The following is a 15,615-nucleotide window of genomic DNA, read 5'->3' as shown; positions in this document are numbered from 1 at the left end:
CGGTGGATTGATACCGGGACACACACACGGTGGCGCATGGCAACGCGAGACACGGACCCGTACGCCGCGCTCACGGAGCACGTCGAGCGGCTCACCTACCTGGAGGACGCGAGCGGCGTCCTCGGGTGGGACCAGCAGGTGACGATGCCGGAGGGCGGCGCGCCCGCCCGCGGCAAACAGCTCTCGACGCTCTCGGGCATCGGCCACGACCTGCTCACCGACGACGAGGTGGGCGACCTGCTCGACGCCTGCGAGGCCGCGGACCTCGACGACGAGGAGGCCGCGGTCGTCCGGGAGACGCGCCGGCGCTACGACCGCGCGACGAGCGTCCCCGGCGACCTCGTGGAGCGGCACGCGCAGGCCTCCTCGGACGCCCAGCAGACGTGGCAGGGCGCGAAGGCGGACGACGACTGGGACGCCTTCGCCGACACGCTGGACGAACTGCGGGAGCTGCGGGTCGAGCGGGCGACCCACATCGCGCCCGACGCGCCGACGTACCCGACGCTGTACGACGACGGGATGCCGACGCTCCCCCTGGCGACCGTGGAGGAGATATTCGCGGACCTGAAGGACGCGCTCGTCCCGCTCGTCGACGACATCCGCGAGAACGGCGACGACCTCGCGGACCCGTTCGCCGGGCAGTCGTTCCCCGAGGACGAACAGTCGGCGCTCAACCACGCGGCGGCGGACTTCCTCGGCTACCCCGACGACCGCGGGCGGCTGGACCTCTCGGCGCACCCGTTCACGTCGGGGACGCAGTTCGACGCGCGCATCACCACCCGCTACAAGGAGAAGAGCCCGCTCGACGGGCTGACGGCCACGATTCACGAGTTCGGCCACGCCAGCTACCAGCTGGGCCTGCGCGACGACGAGTACGGCACGCCCCTCGGGAGCGCGCGCGGCGAGGTCCACGAGTCGCAGTCGCGCTTCTGGGAGAACCACGTCGGCCGCACGCGGGCCTTCTGGGAGACGTTCCTCCCGACGTTCAAGGAGCACCTCTCGGGCGTCGATGACCTCACCGCCGAGGAGGCGTACGAGGCGGCCAACCGCATCGCCCCGGAGAACGTCATCCGGGTGGAGGCGGACGAACTCACCTACCACATGCACATCATCCTCCGCCACGAGATAGAGGGGGAGTACCTCGACGGCGACCTCACCGTCGAGGAAATCCCGGCCCGGTGGAACGAGAAGATGGAGGAGTACCTCGGCGTCACGCCCGAGGCGACGGGCGACGGCCCGCTCCAGGACATCCACTGGACGGGCCGGTTCGGCGGCTTCCCGAGCTACACGGTCGGGAGCGTCCTCGCGGCCCAACTGACCGCGGCGATGGAGGAGGACCTCGACATCGAGGGCTGCATCCGCGACGAGGCGTTCGACAAACTCTGGGAGTGGCAGACGGAGCACGTCCACCGGCACGGCCAGCGGTACACGGCCGACGAACTCGTGGAGGTGGCGACGGGCGAACCGCTCTCGGCGGACGCCTTCATCGAGTACGCGGAGGCGAAGTTCGGGGACCTCTACGGGCTATAGGGTCGAAGACGTAGCCGGCGTACGCACTTGAATCGTGCGGCCGACTCTCGTGGTACTACTTCACATACTTTTATCCCGCTCCGTGCCGGAGTGGTTCGTGTATGGCGACCGCGAACGACATCTTCGACGAGTTCCTCACGGACCGTGGCCACGAAACCGAGACGCCGTCCTGGGAGGAGGACTACAACAAGAAGCGCTGTCCGGAGTGCGGGGGACTCCACGACACGTCGGCGGTCGAGTGTAGCGTCTGCGGCTGGGTCCCGAACTGACCCGGCGTTTTCCGGTTTCTGCCCGCCGACAGCGGCGCGTCCGCGGTCGGGGGGTCGGTACGCTTATGCCCGCGACGGCGGGAACGTGCGGTAATGGGACTCACGTGTTCGCTTCTCGGACACGCGTTCGAGGACTCCGACGTCGAGCGCGAGCGCGAGGAGCAGGGCAGCGAGGTCGTCACCGTCGTCCGCGAGGTGGAGGTGTGTGCCCGCTGCGGCGAACAGCGGGTCGTCTCCGAGAACAAGGAGGTCACGACCGTCGTCGAGCCGGAGGAGGTCGGCATCGACGAGGAGGAGGCGGCCGCGAGCACGGCGCTCGGGTCGATGGCGGACGAGGCCGGCGGCGAGAACGGCGAATCCGGGGGCGAGGCCGGGACCGAGGACGACGCCGGTACGCCCGATAGCGACGGGGACACCGAGCCGGAACCGACGCCGGAGCCGGCTGCGGACCCCGCCACGGAGCCGGCCGACCCCACCGACGAGGAGGAGTCGGCGTTCGAGCCGCCCGCCGACCCCGCCGAGGAGGACGCGGAGATACTCGGCGAGGAGACGCCGAGCGAGCGCCGGCCGGGCCAGTGGCCCGACGACGAGGGGGGCTTCGAGCCGGAGGCGCTGACCGGCGGCGCGCCGAACGTCGAGGCGGACACGGGCGCGGCCGTGGTCGAGGACGCCGAGCGGGAGGACGACGAGTCGGAGCCCGCGGAGCGTCCGGAGCCGGCCGCGACCAGCGTCCCGACGGGCGACTACGTCTGCCCCGAGTGCGGCTTCTCGACGCCCGCCGCGGAGTCGTCGCTGCGCGAGGGCGACTCCTGTCCGGAGTGTCGCCGCGGCTATCTCGCCGCCCGGTAGGTCCGAAATCGGTAAACCGTCCCCCGTCGAACGCCGCCCATGGAGGAGTACAAGATGCGCCGCGGGGAGTATCTCGAGGAGCGTATCCCGGACATGGAGGCCACTATCGAGGACTACTTCGGCCCCATCACCGGGACACAGGAGTACAAGGGGTCGGACCTCTACGTCGTCGGCGAGCCGGAGAACCCCGTCTTCGAGAAGGTCGTCGCGGGCGCCGTCTCGTACTCGGGCAAGAAGGACAAGCTCGCCGTCGACTTCATCGAACGCGACCTCGCACAGCTGATGGAGACGGGCGATGTGGACCGCGCCGGCGACGCCAACGCGGCGAAGAACGAGTTCCTCTTGGAGGCGACCGGCCGCGACGCGAAGTCGCGCCGCGAGTCCATGAAGCGCGCCGTCGAGGACGACGAGACCCCGGACGGCGTCGAGTAGCTCCCCGCTACATCACGCCGGGCTCGTCCCCGGCGTACGCGCGTTCGGTGAGCAGCGCTTCGAGGTTCTCGTACGGGACGAAGGCCAGCAGTCCGCCGTCCGCGCCGTACAGCTTGACGCCGTTGTCGTCGCGCTCGTAGTCGTCGGCTTCGAGCTGGCCGTTCGGCAGTATCGCTCGGTACATACCGCTCCCGTCGCGCGCGAACGGCAAAAGGTCGTCCGCTACCCGAGGAGGTAGCGGAGCCGCGGGTACGCCTCCACGAGGTCGAACCGTTCGAGCAGGGCGTCCAGCCCGAGGAACCGCCCCGCGCCGAACGCGCCGAGGCCGAACAGCAGCGCCGCGTAGACGAGGTGGGAGTCGACCACGAAGCCGTGCGCTATCGGGAGCCCGGCCATGAGGCCGCCCTGGAGGCTCGCCGCCCAGAACAGCATCATCATCACGGCTCCCCAGAAGGCGTTCCAGCGCACGAACGCCCCGAGCATCATCCCGAGCCCCGTGAGCGTGAGCCCCCACACCACGAGCATGTCGACGAGCGGGATGCCAGCCATCGCCGCGAACGCGTCGGTGAAGGGGTTGCCCGCCGGGATGGCGTTCTGCAGGAACCCGGCGGCCGTCCAGTCGTTGCCGGGGTTCGCGTCGAGGTACGTGACGAGCTTCGTCAGTCCGCCCTGGAGCAGTATCCACCCCATCGTCAGCCGCATCGCGACGAGGGCGTAGCCGACCCACCGCTCCGAGTAGGCGAACCGAGTCTCGGTCCCGAACAGTTCCGCGTCGAGTTCGCGTGTTTCGGCTGCCATTGTCCTGTCCTCCACACCTGAAGCGTCGGGCCGACTCCCCTTCAAGGGGGTATCGCGGTCCGCGCCTCACGGATTCGGGGAAAATATTAAGTAAAGAAACTCGGGCGGGACGCTCGCCGACGCGGTCGGCCGTCAGCCGGGGTCGCCGCCCGGCTCAGCCGCCGAGCTTCTCGCGGGCGATCTTCACGCCCCCGGGCGTGATGACGAGCTGGTCGTCGTCCTTCTGGATGATGTCGCCGCCGACCTCGTCGGCCACCTGTTTCAGCTCGTCGGAGATGTGTTCCATCGTGCGGTCGGTCGTGGTGTGGCGGGTGATGTCCGCGATGACGATGTCGCCGTCGTACAGCGCGTCCTTGATCGGTATCACGTCGCTCTTGTCGCCGATGGTGGCGATGTGGAGCTGCGTGTCCACGCTCGTCGCCGAGGTGTCGAAGTCGGAGATGTCCAGTTCGACGTAGTCGCCCGTGGACCGGCCGCCGCCCCCGAGCAGTTTGCTCATCAGTCCCATAGGCGCGAATCCGGGCGGCTGTCGGCAAAACTCTTGCGTCAGACGGGGCCGGCGCTCGCCGCCACCGGGAGCGTTTTGCGCGACCGGACCGAGCGCCCCGGTATGACGTTCAGCATCTGCGTCCGCGAGACGTACGAGGGCGAGGACGGCGAGGAACACACCCGCTACGGCGTCGCCGTGACGACGCGGCTCGCGGCCGTCGGCACGCTGTGTCCGTTCGCCAACGAACACGGCGCCGTCGCCACCCAGTCGCTCGTCAACGTCGAACTCGGGGAGAAGGGCGTCGAGTACCTCGCCGACGGGCTCGCCGTCGAGGACGCGCTGTCGGCGCTGCTCAACGCCGACGACGGGAAACAGAGCCGCCAGCTCCACGGCGTCGACGCCGAGGGCACCTTCGCCTTCTCCGGCGACGAGTGTATGGGCTGGTACGGCCACGTCGAGCGCGAGGGGTTCACCGTCGCCGGCAACCTCCTCACCGGGGAGTCGGTCGTGGAGGCGACCGCCGACGCCTTCGAGGACGCGGACGACGACCTCCCCCTCGCGGAACGGCTCGTCGACGCGCTCGCGGCCGGGCAGGCCGAGGGCGGCGACAAGCGCGAGGACCTAGAGGTGCAGTCGGCGGCGCTGAAGGTGACGACCACCGAGGACCGCGAGATGACGCCGTACTACAACGACCTGCGCGTCGACGCCTCGAAGGAGCCGGTCGCGGACCTCCGCGAGACGTACGAACTCGCCGGCGAGAGCTTCGACGCCGCCGTGGCGAAGTACGAGGAGGAGTACGAGAACGACGAGATAGACGGCGACGAGTAGCGTGCGTACCGCCGCCGTCGCGGTCCGGTTCGTCCTCGAAGTCGCGGCGCTCGCCGCCCTCGCCTACTGGGGCGTCCGCGTCGGGACCGACTTCCCCTCGCGGCTGGCGCTCGGTCTCGCCGCGCCGATGTTCGCGGCCGGGGTCTGGGCCACCTTCGTCGCGCCGCGCGCTCCCTTCCGGCTCCCGGCGCTCGCGCGCCTCGCCGTCGAACTCGGCGTGTTCGGGCTGGCGGTCGCGGCGCTCGCGGTCGTCGGTCGTCCGACCCTCGCCGTCGCGTTCGGCGCCGCGGCGTTCGCCGACAGCGTCGGCCTCTACCTCCTCGAACGGGGCGGCGCCTGAGCCGGTCGCCGCGTTCGACTCCCCTTCCCCCTCGGCGACCGGCCCCGGACTCGGGTCCCTCCTCCCGCGCCCCGACGGGGGATACGGTCGGCCCGAAATAAATACACCCGAGCGTTCTCGCGCCCGTTAAACGGTCAGTTCGAACAGGTCGTCGCCGACGTGGTGGAGCGACTCGACCACCTTCCCGGAGTCGCCCGTCATCTCCGCGCCGTCCACGAGCGCGCGCCCGACGGCGAGCACCTTCCCGTGGGTCTCCTCGGCGACGGCGACGAGGTCGCCCTCGGCGATGGTGTCGTCCGCCTCGACGATGCCCGGCCGCATCACGTCGGCCCCGTCGGAGACGAACGAGATGGCCCCCGCGTCGACGGTCACGACGTTGCGCTCGGGGGCGAACGTCTGGGCCCCGTTGACGGTGAGGAACGGCTCCCCGTCGAAGAAGGCGACGTACGGCTCGCCGTCGACCAGCACGACCCGGCGGTCGGAGTCCGCGAAGTCCACGTCCTCGAACGCGTCGCCCTCGACGGTCACGCCAAGCCGCTCCTCGATGGCCGTCACGACCTCGTCTATCTCGTCGCCCCGGAGGTGGTGGCGCGATTTGACTTCCATACCGGCCGTGGGGCGTCTCCGCCGATAAATCCGTCCATGAATCGCTCAGCGGACGAGCGTCTCGACGGACACCTCGCCGTCCGCGACCTCGGCCACCATCACGGAGGCGTCGGGCGCGGGGTCGGCCCCGGTCGCGCTCCCGGGGTTGAGCAGGCGGTAGCCGCCGTGTTCCTCGTCGCGCCGCTGATGGGTGTGCCCCGAGACGCCGACGGTGAGGCGGTCGTCCGCCGCGTGCTCGTCCGTGACGCGCGCCACCCGGTCGTCGTAGCCCGCGATGTCGCCCGTCCCGTGCGTGACGACGAACCGGACGCCGCCGACGTCGAGCGTGGCGACCTCGGGCACCCCGAGGTCCGCGGGGTCGATGTTGCCGAGGACGGCCGTCAGTTCGGGGGCGTGTTCGCGGACGGTGTCGAGCGCCGCCGGCGAGTCGAAGTCCCCGGTGTGTATCACGCGGTCGGCGGCGGCCGTCTCGTCGAGCACCCACTCCGGTATCGCCGCCTCGCGCGACGGGACGTGCGTGTCGCCCATGAGGAGGAGTCGCATACCGGTCACTCGACGGCGCGCCCCGAAAGCTTTCCGCGGTGCCCCCCGACCCGCGCGCCGAGCGGGGGGTGAGAACCGGTCACGTCCCTCCCGGACGCTTTTGACCGGTGACGCCACAGCGGGCCCGTGGCCGACGCCCGCATCCGCGACGCCTTCCTCGCCGTCGCGCGCGACCGCGAGCGCGCCGGCCTGCTCGTCGCCTACCTCCTGCTGTTCGTCGTCGTCGACGCCTACGGCCAGCTGTTGCCGCTGTACTACCGGGAACTCGGGGTCTCCGTCGCGGCGCTCGGCGTCGCCAAGAGCGTCGGCAACGGCGTCGAGGCGGTCGCCTCCGGGCCGGTCGGGGTCCTCGCCGACGAGACGGACCGCGCGGCCATCGCCGTCGTCGCGGGCGGGGCGCTCGCCGTCGTCCTCGCCGCGTTCCCGTTCGCGGGCGGGGCGCTCGCGCTCGGCGCGCTGGTCGTCGCCTTCGCCGCCGCCCGCCTCGTGTTCAACACGGCGGCGACGCCCCTGCTGAGCGCGTCGTTCGAGACGGGCGCGGAGGGGGTCGGCTGGGCCGTCCGCGACACCGCCATCTACGTCGGCGGCGCGCTCGGCGTCGCCGGGACCGGGCTGCTCGTCGCCCGCCTCGGCTACGGGTCGGCGTTCCTCGCGCTCGTGCCGGCGCTCGTCGCCCTCGTCGCCGTGCTCGCCGTCGCCCACCGGCCGACGTTCGGCGGGGCGGTCTCGCTTCCGTCGCTCTCGCGCCCGCGCCCCCTCGCCGCCGTCCGCGCGGTGTCGAAGCCGGGTGTCCTCGCCCGCTTCCTCGCCGTGAAGCTGTTCGCCGGCCTCGGGATGGGGTCGTGCTTCTACCTGCTCCCCGTCCGGGCCGTGGACCTGGGGGTGGCCGCGGGAACGTTCCTGCTCGCGTTCGGCGCGGCGAAGGTCGTCGCGGTCGCCTTCACCCTCCTCGGGGGGCTGGCGACCGACCGCGTCAGCCGGAAGGCGCTGTACGTCGGCAACTTCGCGATAGAGGCCGTCATGCTCGCGGCGCTCGCGCTGGCCGACTCGCCGGCACTGCTGTTCGTCGCCGTCGGCCTCTACGTCCTCCAGACGACGTTCGAGCCGGCGGTGCTGGCCTTCTTCTTCGACCAGTTCGACGAGGAGGAGTCGGGGCGCGCGTGGGGCATCTCCGGCGTCGTCGCACGCGGGACCGGCGTCGTCGCGCCCGCCGTCGGCGGATACCTCTACCGCGTGTCGCCGTCGCTGGCGTTCGGCCTCGGCGCCGCGGCGATGGTCGCGGCGACGGCCGCGGCGCTGACCCTGCCCGGCGACCCGGCGCGCGCGTAGCCGGGCGAGTCGGCCAAACGCCTATACGCGTCGGCGCGTACCCGTAGGCATGACCTTCGACCCCGCCAGCCAGGGACTCGACGACGAGGAAGTCCACGAGCGCGTCGAGGAGGCCATCGAGAACAACGAGGTCGTCCTGTTCATGAAGGGGACGGCGATGATGCCCCAGTGCGGCTACTCGAAGCGGGCCGTCGGCCTGCTCCAGCAGTACCGCGAGGACGTGGCGACCGTCGACGCGCTCCAGAACCTCGACGCCTTCCGCGAGGCGCTCTCCGAGCGCTCCGGGTGGGAGACCATCCCGCAGACGTTCGTCGATGGGGAGTTCGTCGGCGGCAGCGACATCCTCGCCGAACTGGAGGAGCGCGGCGAACTCGCCGAGACGGTGAACGCCGACCCCGACGCGGCCGCCGGGTCGAGCGCGGGCAGCGCGGACGCCCCCTTCTGAGGCCGCCGTCCTTCCCCGTTCGCCGCCCGCCGAGCGACGGCGCCGCTCACTCCGTCTTCCCGTCCGCGCGGTCGCGCTCCCGCGCCTCCGGGTCGCGCTCGCCGGGGTCGCCGTAGCCGCCCCCGCCGGGTGTGAACACGGTCACCGTCGTTCCGGCGGGCGCGTCGCGCGTCGTCTTGGCGAGCACCTGCTCGCCGTCGATTCGGTTCGCGCCCGTCGCGCCGTCCGCGCCGCCCGCGGCCCCCTTCGGCGCGCGGCGCCGCCGCTCCGTCAGCAGCGAGACGACGGAGTCCTCCCCGACCGTGAGTTCGCGAACGAGGCCGAGGCCGCCGCGGTACTCGCCGTCGCCGCCGCTGTCCGGTCGGAAGCCGTACCGCTCGACCCGGAGCGGGTACTCCGTCTCGATGGACTCGACGGGGGTGTTGAGCGTGTTCGTCATCCCGACCTGTACGCCGTCCATCCCGTCCTTCGACGGGCGCGCGCCGAACCCGCCCGCGACCGTCTCGTAGTAGGTGTAGCCGTCGGCCGCGCGACTCCCGATGACGACGTTGTTCATCGTCCCCTGGCTCCCCGCCGGGACGCGGTTGGGGAGCGCCCCGCGGAACGCGTCGAGCACGGTGTCGGTAACGCGCTGGCTCGTCTCGACGTTCCCCCCCACGACCGCCGCCGGCGGCTCGGGGTTCACGAGCGACCCCGCGGGCGCGGTCACGGTCACCGGCTCGTAACAGCCGTGGTTCGGCGGGATATCGGGGTCTGTCACCGCCCGGACGACGAAGTAGACGGCGCTCTTCGCCACCGCGAGCGGCGCGTTCACGTTGCCACGAACCTGGTCGGCCGTGCCCGCGAAGTCCACCGCGACGGCGTTCCCGTCCACGGTGACGGTCGCGACGACGGGGATATCGTCGTCCGTCACCCCGTCGCCCTCCAGCGCGTCGCGGGCCGTGTAGGTGCCGTCCGGCACGTCCGCGAGTTCGGCCTCCATCCGGTCGCGTGAGTAGGCGACGACCGCGTCGAACAGCGGCTCGAGGTCGCCGTACTCCGCGAGGAGTTCGCCGACGCGCTCCTCGGCGCGGTCGTTCGCCGCGAGCTGGGCGCGCAGGTCCGCGCGCCGCTCGTCGGGGTTGCGAACGTTCGCGAGGAAGAGGTCGCGCACGTCCTCGACGGGGTCGCCGCCCGCGACGAGCCGAACCGCCGGCAGGCGAAGCCCCTCCTGGTATATCTCGGTCGCGCCCGCGGGCATGCTCCCGGGAGCGGTGCCGCCCACGTCCGCGTGGTGCGCGCGCGTGACTGCGTAGCCGACCACCTCGTCGTCGGGGGCGACGGGCGAGACGATGGTCACGTCCGGCAGGTGGGTGCCGCCCGCGAACGGGTCGTTCACGAGGAAGGCGTCGCCCGGCGCGGCGTCGCGGTCGCGGACCGCCTCCACGGCCGCCGGCATCGCCCCGAGGTGGACCGGGATGTGTTCCGCCTGCGCGACCATCCGGCCGTCGGCGTCGAACAGCGCCGTCGAGCAGTCGCGCCGCTCCTTGATGTTCGGCGAGTACGACCCCCGTATCAGCACCTGCCCCATCTCCTCGGCGATTCCCTCCAGCCGATTGCGGACGACCTCCAGCGTCACCGCGTCCACGCCGCTCACGCCGACCCCTCCGTGAGGACGACCGCGCCGTTCGCCCGGACGGTCCCGCGCCACCCCGGCGGCACGACCGTCGTGCTCTCGGTCCCCTCCAGCACGGCGGGCCCCGCGAGGTCGTACCCCGGCGGGAGCGCGTCGCGGTCGTACACCCGCGTCCCGCGGGCCTCGCCGTCGAAGTACGCGGTCCGCGTGCCGCGCTCGGGGTCGCCCGACGGGTCCGCGGCCGTCTCGGCCACGTCCCGGGGAACGCGCGCCGTCGCGCGCAGGGTGACCAGCTCGACCGGCTCGTCGGCCCGGTAGCCGTAGGCGCGCTCGTGGGCGTCGCCGAACGCTTCGCGGACGGCGTCGGCGTCGAACGGCCGCTCGACGGGCACGTCGAGTTCGAAGCTCTGCCCGTCGTAGCGGCAGTCGGCCGACAGCGCGACGGTCGGCTCGGCGGTCGCGTCCGCCCGCGCCGCGGCTTCGAGGTCGTCGAGGACGGTCGCCACCTCCCCGGAGTCGGCCTCGGAAAGCGGCACGAGCAGGCTCCGCGCGGCGTCGTACTCCTCGTCCGCGGCCAGCAGGCCGTACGCCGAGAGCACGCCCTCGGCGGGCGGGACGACCACGCTGTCGATGTCGAGCGCGCCGGCCAGCGGCGCGGCGTGCATCGGCCCCGCGCCGCCGAACGCGACGAGGCCGAACTCGCGGGGGTCGTGGCCCCGCTCGACGGTCACCGCGCGGACGGCGCGGGTCATCCGCGCGTTGGCGACGCGGTACACCCCGGCGGCGGCCTCGCGCGCCGAGTCCAGTCCCGCCTCCTCGGCCAGCCGCGCCAGCGCGTCGCGTGCGGCGTCGGCGTCGAGTTCGAGTTCGCCGCCCAGCGCCGCGTCGTCCCCGATGTAGCCGAGCACGAGGTTCGCATCCGTCACCGTCGCGCGCTCGCCGCCCTTCCCGTAACACGCCGGGCCGGGCTCCGCCCCCGCGGACTCGGGGCCGACGCGGAGCGCCCCTCCGGCGTCCACCGACGCGACGCTCCCGCCGCCCGAGCCGATGGTGTGGACGTCAACCATCGGGGCCGCGACCGGGACGCCGTCGATGACGGTGTCCGTCGAGCGCTCCGCGCTCCCGTCGCGCACGAGGCTCACGTCGCTCGACGTGCCCCCCATGTCGAAGGTGACGAGGCCGGCGAGGTCGCGCTCCGCGACCGCGGCGCCCGCCGCCCGGTTCGCCCCGACGACGCCCGCGGCCGGGCCGGAGAGCATCGTCGTCACCGGGCGCGCCCGCACGGTGTCGGCGTCCGCGATGCCGCCGTTCGACTGCATCACTCGCGGGGCGGGGAGGCCGGCCTCGCGCGCCCGCTCCGCCAGCCGCCCGACGTAGGCGTCGATTGCCGGCGCGACGTACGCGTCCGCGACGGTCGTCGCCGTCCGCTCGAACTCGCGGAACTCCGCGAGCACCTCCGACGACGCCGACACGGGCACGTCGAGTTCCTCCCTGAGGACCGCGGCCGCGCGCGCCTCGTTCTCCGGGTGGGCGTACGCGTGGAGGAAGGCGACGGCCACGCTCTCCACCTCGCCCCGCAGGTCGGCGGCGAGCGCCCGTATCTCCTCGGGGTCGACCGGCGTCTCGATTCCGTCTGGCGTCGCCCGCTCCGCGACCGCGAAGCGGCGCCGCCGCGGGACGAGGGGCGCGGGCTTCTCGGCGTCGAGGTCGTAGAGGCTCGGACGGGTCTGTCGGCCGATCTCGAGCACGTCGCGAAAGCCCTCCGTCGTCACGAGCGCCGTCTCCGCGCCCGCCCGTTCGAGGACGGCGTTCACGGAGACGGTCATCGCGTGGGCGAACTCACCAACCTCGTCGGGGGCGACCCCCGCCCGCTCGCAGGCCTTCTCGATGCCGGCCAGCACCCCCTCGCTCTGGTCGGCCGTCGTGGGGACCTTCGCCGTCGTCACCCGCCCGTCGCCCGCGACCAGCACCGCGTCGGTGAAGGTGCCGCCCACGTCGACGCCGACCCGCGGGGCGCTCTCCTCTGTCATGGCTCGACCGTCGGGGAGGCGGGCCAAAGGGCTGGCGCCGGGTCGTCTCAGTCGTCCGCGGCGGACGACTCCCCGCCCGCCGTCGGCTTCTCGGGCGGGCCGGCGGTCAGGCGGCGTCGGCGTCTGGCGAACGTCTGTGCGCGGTCGGGGTCGCCGACGGAGACGAGCAGCGACACGAGTTCGTCGAGCAGGTGTTCGAGCGTGTCCGGGTCCTCCCGCCCGGACAGCTCCCGGACCGCGCGTTCGAGTTCCGCGACGGCCGCGTCCGTCTCCCCCTTCCGCCGGTGGACGTCGGCGAGGACGTTTCGGGTCAGCGCGACCGAGCGGACGTCGCCGGCCCGTTCGAGGTGGTCGAGCGAGTCGCGGACGTACGACTCCGCGGCCGCCACGTCGCCGAGTTCGAGCGCGCAGACGGCGAGGTTGTGCTCGCTGATGCCGGTCGCGTGGTCGTTCCCCACCGCCCGGCGGATGTCGTACGCCTCCTCGTGGACCTCGCGCGCGGCCTCGAACTCCCCGAGGTTCTCGTGGACGGTGCCGATGTTGTTCAGACAGATGGAGCGGCGGTACTCGTCGCCGATGCGCCGGTACAGCGACTCCGCGCGTTCGAGGTACTGCAACGCCGTCTCCTGGTTCCCGCGGACGCGTTCGAGGTCGCCGAGGTTCGTCAGCGTCCCGGCGATGCCCGGGTCGCGGCCGATCTCGGTGTCGATGTCGAGCGCCCGCCGGTACTGCGCCTCGGCGTCGTCGAACTCCCCGAGGCGCGTCAGCCCGTTGCCGATGTTCGCCCGGACCTTCGCCTCCTGCATCCGCTCGCCGTGTTCCCGGTACCGCTCCAGCGCCGCCCGCCCGTGGCCGATGGCCGTCTCGAACTCGCCGCGGCTCTGGGCGACCGCCCCGAGGTTGTGCAGCGCCCGCGCGACCCACAGGTCGTTCCCGACGGCGGTCGCGTGGCGGCGCGCCGCGGTGTAGCGCTTCTCCGCGAGCGCGAACTCGCCCCGCTTCTCCGCGACGGTGCCGAGCTGGAGCAGCCCCACGAACGTCAGCCGGTCGTCGTCGTCCCGGACGGCCATCGAGAGCGCCTCGACCAGTAGCTCGGTCGCCTCGTCGTACGCGGACTCGAGCTTCTTCGCCCGCGCCAGCCCGATCAGCGCCTCGCTCTCGAACGTGAAGCTCCCGCGCTCGGCGGCCTCGGCGCGGAGCCGCTCGAACACCCGGGTCGCCCGCTCGGGCGCGCCCGCCTCCAGCGCGAGCGTCCCGGCCCACCGGTACCGTCGGAGGGGCTGGACGTGCGACGGCACCTCGTCGAGGACGCCGTCGCTCACGAGCGGGGCGACCCGCGGCCGGTGACCGAGTTCGTCGAAGAGCCGCTCGACGAACTCGGCCTGCCACCCCTCCGGGTCGTCGTCGATACGGTCGAGGACCGGGTCGGCCGTCGCCCGCTCGCGGGCCGCCGCCCGCCGGTCGGGCGCGGTCGCGAGCCCGAGCACCGTCCCGAGGACCCGCGCGACGGTCTCGCGCGCCCCCCGGCGACCCAGCCTCTCCACGACGTGGTCGAGGAAGGCGTACGACCACGCCTCGTGGACCGTCTCCGGCGGGGCGTCGAGTCCGGGGGCCGCGGACGCGGGGAACAGCGCGGCCCCCGCGAGCACGTCCACCGCCTCCGTCACGAGTTCCTCGTCGCCGACGGCGTACACGAGCGAGGGGGCGACGGGTATCCCGCAGACGTTGAGCACGTTCGCCAGCACGGCGACGTCCATCGCCGTCCGGCTCCGCGACCGGAGCCGCTCGAAGGTGTCCCGCACGGACGCCGACAGCGTCGTCGTCGCCTCGGGGTCGGCGACGCTCAGCGGGTCCGCGAGCCGGGCGACCCGGTGGACCGCGACGTAGAACGCCCCGACGTCCCCGCCCTCGGCGTCCCGGACCGCGTCGTACAGCGCCCTCGCGTCGAGGCCGAGCGCGGTGCCGGCGTCCGCCTCGGCCCGTTCGAGCAGCCGCTCGCAGTCGGCGACGCTCAGCGACGGCATCGCGTACTCCTCCAGCGTCGCCCGCTCGGGGGCGTCGTCGCGCGCCGCCGCGTCGCGCCACTCGCGCTCGCGGGCGTCGAACAGGAACGTGACCCGGTCGTCGCCCGCGAACTCCCGCCGCAGGTCGACCGCCCGCCGCGCGCCGGGGTCGACGACGTCCTCGACGACCACGAGCACGTGGCCCTCGCACCTCGTCAGGTGTCGCCTGAGTTCGACGACCGACGCGAACGCGTCGCCGGTCCCGGACGCCCGGTAGAACACGGGGTCGCCCGCCGCGTGCCAGTCTGCCGCGACCCGCTTGCACAGCGTGCTCTTGCCGCTGCCGGGCTCCCCGACGACGACGGTGTCGCGGCCCTCCCGGAGCCGCTCCGCGAGTTCCGCGGCGAGTTCGACCCGGCTCCCGTCGTCCCGGTACCGCGAGCGCACCACGTCGTTCCCGTGTCGGACCCCGCTCAGCGAGACGCCGGTCCGCCACGAGACCAGCATCGGCGCGTGCCCGCGCCGCTCGACGAGGCCGTCGTCGAGCTCGACGAACCCCTCGGCCTCGACGGCCGCGGGGAGTTCGCCGTCGCGTTCGGGCGGTCGCGCCCGCCGCTCGTCGCGCAGCGCCGCGAGGTCGTCGGTCCGGTCCGTCGAGTCGGCCACCCGCCCGTCGATACGCCTGGCGATGCGCGCTACCGACTCCGGTTCCGTGTGTTCGTACACCCCGGCGATGCCCCCCTCGTCGGTGTACGCGACGACGTAGGCGGCGTCGCCGTCGCCGCGGAGCCGGACGAGACCGACCGACGACACCGCCGCCTCGTAGAGCCGGACGCCGTCCGCGGCCGCGAGTTCCCCGATGTCGGCCGCGAACCGCGCCTCCAGAGTGGAGAGCAGCGTCGGGGCGAACACCAGCCGGCTCGTCGTCCCGCCCCGGCGGGCCTGCGTCCGGTACGCGTCCAGGATGCGCGAGTCCGACAGCCGCGGGAGCAGGGCGTCGACCCGCTCCGCGCCGCGGATCTCCTCCTCGAGGAGCGAGAGCGTCGCCTGGCGGTCGTTTCCCGCCGTCCGGTGGAGCGTCGCCCCGGCGACGAGCGAGGCGTCGAGCGCGCCGTCGGCGACGGCGTCGAGGACGTCGGCGCTCGCGGCGATGTCGCGCATCTCGCCGCGGTACGCGTCGTGGCGTTCGAGGCCGAGTTCGCCCGCGGCCGTGGCCCGGTAGGTGCCGTCGGCCCGCTCCGCGAGCCCCGCGTCGAGGAGTTCCGCGACGGCCCTGTCTATCGTCGAGCGGGAGTGGTCGAGGTCGTCGATGAGGTCGCGCTTGTACCGCGGCTCCGCGGCGAGCGCGGCGAGCACGTCGCGGCGCTTGGCGACGGTCCCGCGGAACGCCTCGGCGTCCACGCCGTCGCGCCCGTCGCCGTCCCCCTCCCGTGTCATGGGACCGGCTACCGGTGCGACCGGTTTGAACATTGCTGTGGCGTCCGGCGCGGCCGCCGCTCGGGCCGGCG

The 15,615-nt window shown here is 73.1% G+C and carries 16 protein-coding genes; 8 read left to right on the top strand and 8 right to left on the bottom strand.

The window, feature by feature from the left end; translation table 11 throughout:
• Positions 1-36 precede the first annotated feature (36 nt).
• The 4 genes from P2T37_RS04560 (at position 37) to P2T37_RS04545 (ending at position 3,080) form a co-directional block, all read left to right on the top strand.
• Positions 37-1,530 (top strand): carboxypeptidase M32, encoded by a 1,494-nt coding sequence (locus P2T37_RS04560; protein ID WP_276235590.1) that lies wholly within the window; start codon positions 37-39, stop codon positions 1,528-1,530.
• A 101-nt stretch (positions 1,531-1,631) separates the two neighbouring features.
• Positions 1,632-1,799: an HVO_0416 family zinc finger protein gene (locus P2T37_RS04555; RefSeq protein ID WP_276235589.1), complete on the top strand. Its 168-nt coding sequence runs from the start codon at positions 1,632-1,634 to the stop codon at positions 1,797-1,799.
• 93 nt (positions 1,800-1,892) lie between these two features.
• The gene (locus tag P2T37_RS04550) at positions 1,893-2,648 is read left to right on the top strand and encodes a DUF7093 family protein (protein ID WP_276235588.1); all 756 of its coding nucleotides are present in this window, start codon (positions 1,893-1,895) and stop codon (positions 2,646-2,648) included.
• 39 nt (positions 2,649-2,687) lie between these two features.
• Complete coding sequence (locus tag P2T37_RS04545) at positions 2,688-3,080, top strand: DUF5611 family protein (RefSeq protein ID WP_276235587.1); 393 nt, start codon at positions 2,688-2,690, stop codon at positions 3,078-3,080.
• Positions 3,081-3,087: 7 nt separating this feature from the next.
• On the opposite strand, the gene P2T37_RS04540 is transcribed toward P2T37_RS04545, so the two are convergent.
• The 3 genes from P2T37_RS04540 to P2T37_RS04530 all read right to left on the bottom strand — a co-directional run bounded on the left by P2T37_RS04540 (position 3,088) and on the right by P2T37_RS04530 (position 4,386).
• A complete protein-coding gene (locus tag P2T37_RS04540) occupies positions 3,088-3,264 on the bottom strand; it encodes a hypothetical protein (protein ID WP_276235586.1) in 177 nt (58 codons plus the stop codon).
• A gap of 38 nt (positions 3,265-3,302) precedes the next feature.
• Complete coding sequence (locus P2T37_RS04535; protein WP_276235585.1) at positions 3,303-3,878, bottom strand: hypothetical protein; 576 nt, start codon at positions 3,876-3,878, stop codon at positions 3,303-3,305.
• A 154-nt stretch (positions 3,879-4,032) separates the two neighbouring features.
• Positions 4,033-4,386 (bottom strand): cell division protein SepF, encoded by a 354-nt coding sequence (locus P2T37_RS04530; RefSeq protein ID WP_276235584.1) that lies wholly within the window; start codon positions 4,384-4,386, stop codon positions 4,033-4,035.
• 102 nt (positions 4,387-4,488) lie between these two features.
• Here P2T37_RS04530 and P2T37_RS04525 point away from each other — a divergent pair, with 102 nt between their 5' ends.
• Together P2T37_RS04525 and P2T37_RS04520 are read left to right on the top strand one after the other, a co-directional pair.
• Positions 4,489-5,196 carry a DUF1028 domain-containing protein gene (locus P2T37_RS04525; protein WP_276235583.1) on the top strand — a complete coding sequence of 236 codons (708 nt, stop codon included), beginning with the start codon at positions 4,489-4,491 and terminating at the stop codon, positions 5,194-5,196.
• Position 5,197: 1 nt separating this feature from the next.
• On the top strand, positions 5,198-5,536 hold the full coding sequence (locus tag P2T37_RS04520; protein ID WP_276235582.1) for a YrdB family protein: 339 nt from the start codon (positions 5,198-5,200) through the stop codon (positions 5,534-5,536).
• Between the two features lie 126 nt (positions 5,537-5,662).
• Here P2T37_RS04520 and P2T37_RS04515 read toward each other — a convergent pair whose 3' ends face one another.
• Both P2T37_RS04515 and P2T37_RS04510 read right to left on the bottom strand, forming a co-directional pair.
• Entirely contained in the window at positions 5,663-6,142 is a 480-nt protein-coding gene (locus P2T37_RS04515; RefSeq protein WP_276235581.1) for an RNA-binding protein, read from the bottom strand.
• A gap of 45 nt (positions 6,143-6,187) precedes the next feature.
• On the bottom strand, positions 6,188-6,685 hold the full coding sequence (locus P2T37_RS04510; RefSeq protein WP_276235580.1) for a metallophosphoesterase family protein: 498 nt from the start codon (positions 6,683-6,685) through the stop codon (positions 6,188-6,190).
• A 126-nt stretch (positions 6,686-6,811) separates the two neighbouring features.
• On the opposite strand from P2T37_RS04510, the gene P2T37_RS04505 reads away from it, so the two are divergent.
• Together P2T37_RS04505 and P2T37_RS04500 are read left to right on the top strand one after the other, a co-directional pair.
• A complete protein-coding gene (locus P2T37_RS04505) occupies positions 6,812-8,014 on the top strand; it encodes an MFS transporter (protein WP_276235579.1) in 1,203 nt (400 codons plus the stop codon).
• 49 nt (positions 8,015-8,063) lie between these two features.
• Positions 8,064-8,459 carry a glutaredoxin family protein gene (locus P2T37_RS04500; protein ID WP_276235578.1) on the top strand — a complete coding sequence of 132 codons (396 nt, stop codon included), beginning with the start codon at positions 8,064-8,066 and terminating at the stop codon, positions 8,457-8,459.
• A 46-nt stretch (positions 8,460-8,505) separates the two neighbouring features.
• Here P2T37_RS04500 and P2T37_RS04495 read toward each other — a convergent pair whose 3' ends face one another.
• From P2T37_RS04495 to P2T37_RS04485, 3 genes are read right to left on the bottom strand one after another with little or no spacing between them, the layout of a single operon-like run.
• Positions 8,506-10,095: a hydantoinase B/oxoprolinase family protein gene (locus P2T37_RS04495; protein ID WP_382210816.1), complete on the bottom strand. Its 1,590-nt coding sequence runs from the start codon at positions 10,093-10,095 to the stop codon at positions 8,506-8,508.
• Positions 10,092-12,104, bottom strand: coding sequence for a hydantoinase/oxoprolinase family protein (locus P2T37_RS04490; protein WP_276235577.1), 2,013 nt, complete (start codon positions 12,102-12,104; stop codon positions 10,092-10,094). Before P2T37_RS04490 ends, P2T37_RS04495 begins: the two co-directional genes overlap by 4 nt.
• Before the next feature lie 47 nt (positions 12,105-12,151).
• Positions 12,152-15,544: a tetratricopeptide repeat protein gene (locus P2T37_RS04485; RefSeq protein WP_276235576.1), complete on the bottom strand. Its 3,393-nt coding sequence runs from the start codon at positions 15,542-15,544 to the stop codon at positions 12,152-12,154.
• Positions 15,545-15,615 lie beyond the last annotated feature (71 nt).

The sequence above is a fragment of the Halosegnis marinus genome, assembly GCF_029338355.1.
Lineage (GTDB): Archaea > Halobacteriota > Halobacteria > Halobacteriales > Haloarculaceae > Halosegnis > Halosegnis marinus.
The sequence above is the reverse complement of the archived record's forward strand: the minus strand, read 5'-3'. Positions and strand labels throughout refer to the sequence as shown.